Source organism: Corallococcus sp. AB049A (assembly GCF_003668885.1).
Classification (GTDB): domain Bacteria; phylum Myxococcota; class Myxococcia; order Myxococcales; family Myxococcaceae; genus Corallococcus; species Corallococcus interemptor.
In genome coordinates, this window is the sequence record NZ_RAWL01000065.1 from 21,188 (window position 1) to 27,361 (window position 6,174).

The following is a 6,174-nucleotide window of genomic DNA, read 5'->3' on the forward strand; positions in this document are numbered from 1 at the left end:
TTCAGCACCACTCCATGACGACGACCTTGAGGGTGAAGTCCGCCAGCTCAAGCAGGGCCTTGTGGGCCTCTGAGCGGACGCCGATGACGAAGTCATACCCACAAGCCGCCGCGAGGGCGCGCTCACGCTGTGCCTCCCCGACCTGCTTGTCGAGCTCCGTCTGCCGGATGAAGGGGTTGTAGGTCTCGATGTCGTTCGTCTTCACCTCCCACAGCGTCCGCGTGGCGGGCTGGAGAGCATCGAAGGCCTTGCCGTTGACGAGGACGTTGGCGCCGCGGAACGCGTTGGCCGGGATGTTGTCGGCACACTTGTTGTGCAGAGGGTGGCCTCCCTTGGGAGGAATCCGCCTGGGCGTGCATTCCGGAGGGCGGTCACGGGGCTCCAGCCCTGGGGGGACAGGAGGAAACCAGTCCCGTCCCGAAGAGGCCCCATCCGGGTTGGGGGCTCCATCCGGCGAGGACTCCTGCGCGATGGGCTCTGTCTCGGACGTGGGGCGTGTTTCCTCGGGATACATCCCCTTCAGCGCGTATGCGTCCAATGCTTCCGCGATGGCCACGCCCACCATGACCACGCCGACGACAATCACCGCCCCCACGACGAACTCCGGCGCCGCGAGGACGCAGACCCCGAGTCCCAACGCAGCCGCATCCGCGGAGGCCACCGTGCATTTCCCAGTCGGGTCGTGGAATCGGATCCGGTCATGGTCCAGAGCGCGAAAGCAGCGCTCCGCCAGCATGGGCCAGGGCTGGGATGCCTCGTGGACAGCGCATCGGCCCTGGTCTCTCCAGGGCAGCGCCGCCGCTCGGTGGAGGTTGGCAATTCGCCGGTTCTGGGCCGTGGAGCGCTCAATCCCGGTGTGGGCGCCGCACAGGCGGAGAGAAGCAGGAGAAGCGCGATGCAGGCACGGATGCGCATGGCTCTGTCCTGAACGCTCATACCGACGGCGCGAGCAGCACGACGGAGTAGCCCACCGCCGTGCGCGCTCCGGGATTCTCATAGGAGTGCTTCTGGTCTCCCCGGAACACGACGACGTCTCCGGCCTCCAGGACGAAGCGCTCCCCGCTGGCCACCAGCGCGATGGTTCCGGACTCACAGGCCAGGTACTCGCGCGTGCCGGGCGTGTGGGGCACTCCAGTGATGCGTGCCCTTGGCGGCAGCTCGATCCGGTCGAACTCCATGCCCGGCAGTGGATCCGGCAGGAGCTTGCGCAGGAAGGCCGCGCCTCGCTGCTTCACGGGCAGGCTGTCGCGCCGGTAGTGCCGGGCGCTCGCCTTCGGCCGGGCCAGCAGCTCCTCCAGGGACACCTGCAGCGCCCCCGCCACCCGGTGCAACACCGACAACGTCGGGTTCGCCGCTCCGGACTCCAGATGCGCCCAGGTGGCCCGGGGCACGCCCGCCAGCTTCGCCAACTGCACCTGCGTGGCCCCTCGCGTCTCCCGCAGGGTCCTCAGGTTGCGCGCCAGCCTGCCCGGAAGGTCCTCTTCGCTCATACGCTGGCATTCTGCCAACGCATTGGCGCCCATGCCATCCCGTCGGAACGCCTCCGCTATCCCTGTCCCAAGGAGGAGCAATCCATGGACATGCGGAATCAAGCAGTGCTGGTGACGGGCGCGAGCCGGGGACTCGGCCGGGCCTTGATGGAGGCCTTCGCCCGGCGGGGCGCCCGGGTGGTGGGCGTGGCCCGCGACGCGAAGGCCCTGGAGGCGGCCGTGTCACCCCTGAAGGCACGGGGACTGGCCGTGCACGGGCTCGCCTTCGACGTGGGCGACAAACAGGCCATCTACCCGCTGGTCGGCGCGGCCACCGCGCTGGTGGGCCCGCTGGACGTGCTGATCAACAACGCGAGCACCCTGGGCCCCACGCCCCTCCCGCTCCTCCTGGACACCGCTTGCGAGGACGTGGCGCAGGTGCTGGAGGTCAACCTGCTGGGGCCCTTCCGCCTGACCAAGGCCGTGGCCGGGAGCATGGTCGTCCGGGGGCGCGGGCTCATCCTCAACATCACCTCCGATGCCGCCGTGTCCGCCTATCCGCGCTGGGGCGCCTACAGCGTGTCGAAGGCCGCGCTGGAGCACCTGACGCGCATCTGGGCCTCGGAGTTCGAGGGCAGCGGCGTGCGCCTGCTCACCGTGGACCCCGGTGACATGGACACGCGCATGCACGCCGAAGCCATTCCAGACGCGGACCCCGCGACGCTGGCGAAGCCGGAGGACGTGGCCGCGCGCATCCTCGCGCTCGTGGAGACCCGCGACACCGCGTCCGGCCTGCGCTTCGAGGCCTCCAAGTGGGAGGCCGCATGAACGCCGCCCGCTGGCCCCGCGAACACCCCGACACCGCGCGGCTCCTGCACGTGGAGCCCCGCCGTGAACGCATCTCCGACACCGTCGCCTCGGCGCTGCCAGACCTCCTGCGCGAAGGCGACCTGCTGGTGATGAACGACGCGGCCACGCTGCCCGGCTCGCTCATGGGCCGCACCCACGCGGGCGCCGCCATCGAGCTGCGGCTGCTCTCCCACGAACCCGACGACACCTGGACGGCCGTCCTCTTCGGCGCGGGAGACTGGCGCCGGCGCACCGAGGACCGGCCCCCTCCGCCCGAGCTCCCCGTGGGCGCGCACCTGATCATCGGAGGACTCACCGCGCGGGTGGTGGAGGTGCTGCCCCCATCCCCCCGGCTCCTGCGCGTGGCCTTCGACCTGAGCGGCGCGGCCCTCTGGCAGGCCCTCTACACCGCGGGCCGTCCCGTGCAGTACGCGTACACGGCGGGGCCGCTGGCGCTGTGGCACGTGCAGACGCTCTACGCGTCACGCCCATGGGCCGCGGAGATGCCCTCCGCGGGCCTGCCGCTCACCGCGTCCGTGCTCCTGCGGTTGAAGGCGCGCGGCGTGCGCTGGGCGTCCCTCACCCACGCGGCGGGACTGTCCTCCACCGGCGACGCGGTGCTGGACGCGGCGCTGCCCCGGCCTGAACGCTCGGACATCCCCGAGCGCACCGTGGCGCTGGTGGAGGAGACGCGGAAGAACGGCGGACGCGTGGTGGCGGTGGGCACCACCGTGGTGCGCGCGCTGGAAGGACGCGCGACGCAACACGGGGCACTGGTGCCAGGGGAGGCCGTGACGGACCTGCTGCTCGGGCCCGGCTACGTGCCCCGGGTGGTGCACGGGCTGCTCACCGGCGTGCATGAACCGGGGAGCAGCCACCATGCGCTGCTTCAGTCCTTCGCGCCGCTTGCGCTCTTGCACCGGGCCTCGGCGCACGCGGAAGCGGCGGGCTACCTGGGGCACGAGTTCGGCGACACGTGCCTCATCCTGGATTCATGACGCGTCACTGAATCGTGGCACCCGGCTCCAGCTCCACCTTCACCCAGCCCGGCTTGCGCAGGTCGAAGTTGCGGTACGCGTCGATGGCGGACGCCATGGACTTCACGTGGCTCAGGATGGCCGTGGGGTCCACCGCGCCGGAGCGCACCAGCTCCAGCAACTTCGGGATGTACTTGCGGTGGTTGCAGTTGCCCATGCGCAGGGTGAGGTTCTTGTTCATCGCCTCGCCAATGGGGAACGCGTTCATCGTCTGCGGATACACGCCGATGATGGACAGCGTGCCCGCCTTGGCCAGCCCCTGCACCGCCCACTGCGCGGCCTGCGACGGCCCGTCACCGGGCACCCAGTTGTCGCCGTCCGGCTTCTGCTTGGGGGCGACCCTCTCCACCTCGCGCTTGAACTCGGGCTTCTCCGCCTTGGCCTTCTTGGCGGCCGGGCCGTGGTGCGCGTGCTGTGAGTCCACGCCCACCGCGTCGATGGCGCGATCCACGCCGATGCCGCCGGTGAAGCGCTTGAGCGTCTCCACCGGATCCTCCTCCTCGAAGTTGATGACCTCCGCCCCCTGCGCCTTCGCGAGCGCCAGCCGGTCCTCGTGGCTGTCGATGGCGAAGATGCGCCCCGCGCCCAGCAGCTTCGCGCTCACGATGGCGAACAGGCCCACCGGGCCGCAGCCGAACACCGCCACGGTGTCACCGGGTTTGATCTCCGCCATCTCCGCGCCGAAGTAGCCCGTGGGGAAGATGTCGGAGACGAGGATGGCCTGGTCGTCGGTGACGCCGTCAGGCACCTTCACCATGGTGATGGCCGCGTGCGGGATGCGCGCCTTCTCCGCCTGCATGCCGTCGAAGGGGCCCGTCATCGCCGGGCCGCCGAAGAAGGCGGTGCCCGCGTCCGGGCCGTTGGGGTTCGCGTCGTTGCACTGCGCGTAGTAACCCGCGCGGCAGTACGAACAGTTGCCGCACCCGATGGTGGAGCAGATGACCACGCGGTCACCCACGTTGAAGTTGCGCACGTCCTTGCCCAGCTCCTCGATGATGCCCACGCCCTCGTGGCCGAGGATGGTGCCGGGCTTCATGCCGGGCATGGTGCCGCGGATCATGTGCAGGTCCGTGCCGCAGATGGCGCTGGCGGTCAGCCGGATGATGGCGTCCGTGGGCTCCTTCAGCTTCGGCTCCGCGACGTCGTCCAGCCGGATGTCCCCAATGCCATGGAAAACGACTGCCTTCATGTTCCGCTCCTTGCCCCCGCCGGGCGCCCTGAAAAGACGTGAAGGCCCACGGCGCTCGAAAGGCACACGGGACCCCTTGGTCTGGACTCTGGCCACGCTGACGCGGCCGGGCAGGAACGGCGCCACGCTCCCTCCGCAGGGGAGCGGGCAGGGGGGCTCAAGGCCCTAGCGTCCGGTCGTATGCACCTGGAACGCGAGCCGCTTGCCGAACACCTTGCGGAACGAGGCGGCCTCGCGCTCGACGTTCCACAGCTCCAGGTCGAGCGGGTGGCGGGCGTGCAGGTGCAGGGTCACCGCCTCGCGGCCGTCCGTCACCTTGAAGTCCTTGATGGGCTGGTGGTGGCTGTGGTCCAGCGCGTTCGCCACGCGCAGGAGCGTGGCCAGCTTGCGCACGCGCCGGGCGTCGGACGGGGTCAGCCCGGCCATGCCGGAGTGGGTCAGCTCCGGCATGGAGCGGCGGTGGTAGCGGGCGACGCGCGCGATGATTTCCCGCTCGTGGTCCGCCAGGCCCGGGATGTCCGCGTTGTGGATGAGGTAGTACGTGTGGCGGTGGTGGCGCTCGTAGCTGACCGCCGTGCCGATGTCGTGCAGCAGCGCGGCGACCTCCAGGTGCGGACGCACGGACAGGGGCAGCTGGTGCAGCGAGGCCAGCCCGTCGAAGAGGGCCAATGACATACGGGCCACCTGGCGGGCGTGCTTCTCGTCGAATCGGAAGCGCTGGCCCATGACGAGGGCCGCGTCCGCGAGGCTGGGGTCCTCGCGCGATTCGTCCTGGCGGTAGAGCAGGTCCACCAGCACGCCGTCGCGCAGGCCCCGGTTGACGATGCTGACGGACTCCACGCCCAGGTGGCGCGCGACGCCCTCCAGGATGACGGCGCCGGAGACGATGATGTCCGCGCGGCGCGGGTCGAAGCGCTTGCGCCGGCGCTCCGGCGGCATCTTCGCCAGGGTCTCCACGGTCTGGGTGAGCTGTCGCACGGTGGCGTTGCCTCCGTTGTCCGCGGCCGCGAAGCCCACCACGGCGCCAATGGTGCCGGACGAGCCCAGCGCGACGCGGGGCAGCGCGGGGAGCTTCTCCGGGAGCGTCTTGTGGAGCGTCTCCTCCACGAAGCTGCGCATCAGCCGCAGCTGCTTGGGCGTCACGGTGCGCGCGGTGTCGAACACCTCCGTGAGCCGCACGGAGCCCAGGGAGAGGCTCCAGAGCTCGTCGGGCTTCTCGCCGGTGGTGATGGCGACCTCCGTGCTGCCGCCGCCAATGTCCACGAGCAGCGAGCGGGCGTTGGCGGGCTTGCGGTGCAGCACGCCCAGGCAGATGAGGCGGGCCTCCTCCTTGCCGCTGACGACCTCCAGCTCCAGGCCTGCTTCTTCGTGCACGCGGCGCACGATGTCCGCGCGGTTCCGGGCCTCGCGCAGGGCGCTGGTGGCCACGGCGCGCACCTGGGCCTTGTGGCGGCGGCAGAGGGCGGCGTAGCGGCGCAGGGTGGACAGGAGCCGGTCGGCGGTCTCCTGGGACATCTCGCCGGTGGTGAAGACACCCTCGCCGGGGCGGATGGGGTCTCGCTCCTGGTGCAGGGTTTCGAGCGAGCCCTCGGCGTCCGGGCGGGCCAGCTCCAGGCGCACGGCGTTGGTG

The 6,174-nt window shown here is 70.7% G+C and carries 6 protein-coding genes; 2 read left to right on the forward strand and 4 right to left on the reverse strand.

All coding sequences use genetic code 11. The features are described from left to right. Nucleotide 1: 1 nt before the first annotated feature. Together D7X55_RS10080 and D7X55_RS10085 are read right to left on the reverse strand one after the other, a co-directional pair. The gene (locus D7X55_RS10080) at nucleotides 2–661 is read right to left on the reverse strand and encodes a DUF6310 domain-containing protein (protein WP_306437720.1); all 660 of its coding nucleotides are present in this window, start codon (nucleotides 659–661) and stop codon (nucleotides 2–4) included. Between the two features lie 271 nt (nucleotides 662–932). Further along, the gene (locus D7X55_RS10085) at nucleotides 933–1,490 is read right to left on the reverse strand and encodes a helix-turn-helix domain-containing protein (RefSeq protein WP_121722934.1); all 558 of its coding nucleotides are present in this window, start codon (nucleotides 1,488–1,490) and stop codon (nucleotides 933–935) included. Between the two features lie 90 nt (nucleotides 1,491–1,580). On the opposite strand from D7X55_RS10085, the gene D7X55_RS10090 reads away from it, so the two are divergent. Beyond that, nucleotides 1,581–2,297, forward strand: a complete 717-nt coding sequence (locus D7X55_RS10090) for an SDR family oxidoreductase (protein ID WP_304988888.1) — start codon at nucleotides 1,581–1,583, stop codon at nucleotides 2,295–2,297. Further along, the gene (locus D7X55_RS10095) at nucleotides 2,294–3,316 is read left to right on the forward strand and encodes an S-adenosylmethionine:tRNA ribosyltransferase-isomerase (protein ID WP_199746919.1); all 1,023 of its coding nucleotides are present in this window, start codon (nucleotides 2,294–2,296) and stop codon (nucleotides 3,314–3,316) included. Before D7X55_RS10090 ends, D7X55_RS10095 begins: the two co-directional genes overlap by 4 nt. Before the next feature lie 4 nt (nucleotides 3,317–3,320). On the opposite strand, the gene D7X55_RS10100 is transcribed toward D7X55_RS10095, so the two are convergent. Both D7X55_RS10100 and D7X55_RS10105 read right to left on the reverse strand, forming a co-directional pair. Next, on the reverse strand, nucleotides 3,321–4,544 hold the full coding sequence (locus tag D7X55_RS10100; protein WP_120548734.1) for a zinc-dependent alcohol dehydrogenase: 1,224 nt from the start codon (nucleotides 4,542–4,544) through the stop codon (nucleotides 3,321–3,323). Between the two features lie 165 nt (nucleotides 4,545–4,709). Continuing rightward, the coding region (locus D7X55_RS10105; protein WP_147470067.1) for a Ppx/GppA phosphatase family protein at nucleotides 4,710–6,174 on the reverse strand (1,465 nt) is incomplete at its 5' end.

Bases quoted from the DNA above. Each gene is read 5' to 3' on its own strand.
- D7X55_RS10085 (WP_121722934.1), bottom strand. From the start codon at position 1,490: ATGAGCGAAGAGGACCTTCCGGGCAGGCTGGCGCGCAACCTGAGGACC.
- D7X55_RS10090 (WP_304988888.1), top strand. From the start codon at position 1,581: ATGCGGAATCAAGCAGTGCTGGTGACGGGCGCGAGCCGGGGACTCGGC.
- D7X55_RS10095 (WP_199746919.1), top strand. From the start codon at position 2,294: ATGAACGCCGCCCGCTGGCCCCGCGAACACCCCGACACCGCGCGGCTC.
- D7X55_RS10100 (WP_120548734.1), bottom strand. From the start codon at position 4,544: ATGAAGGCAGTCGTTTTCCATGGCATTGGGGACATCCGGCTGGACGAC.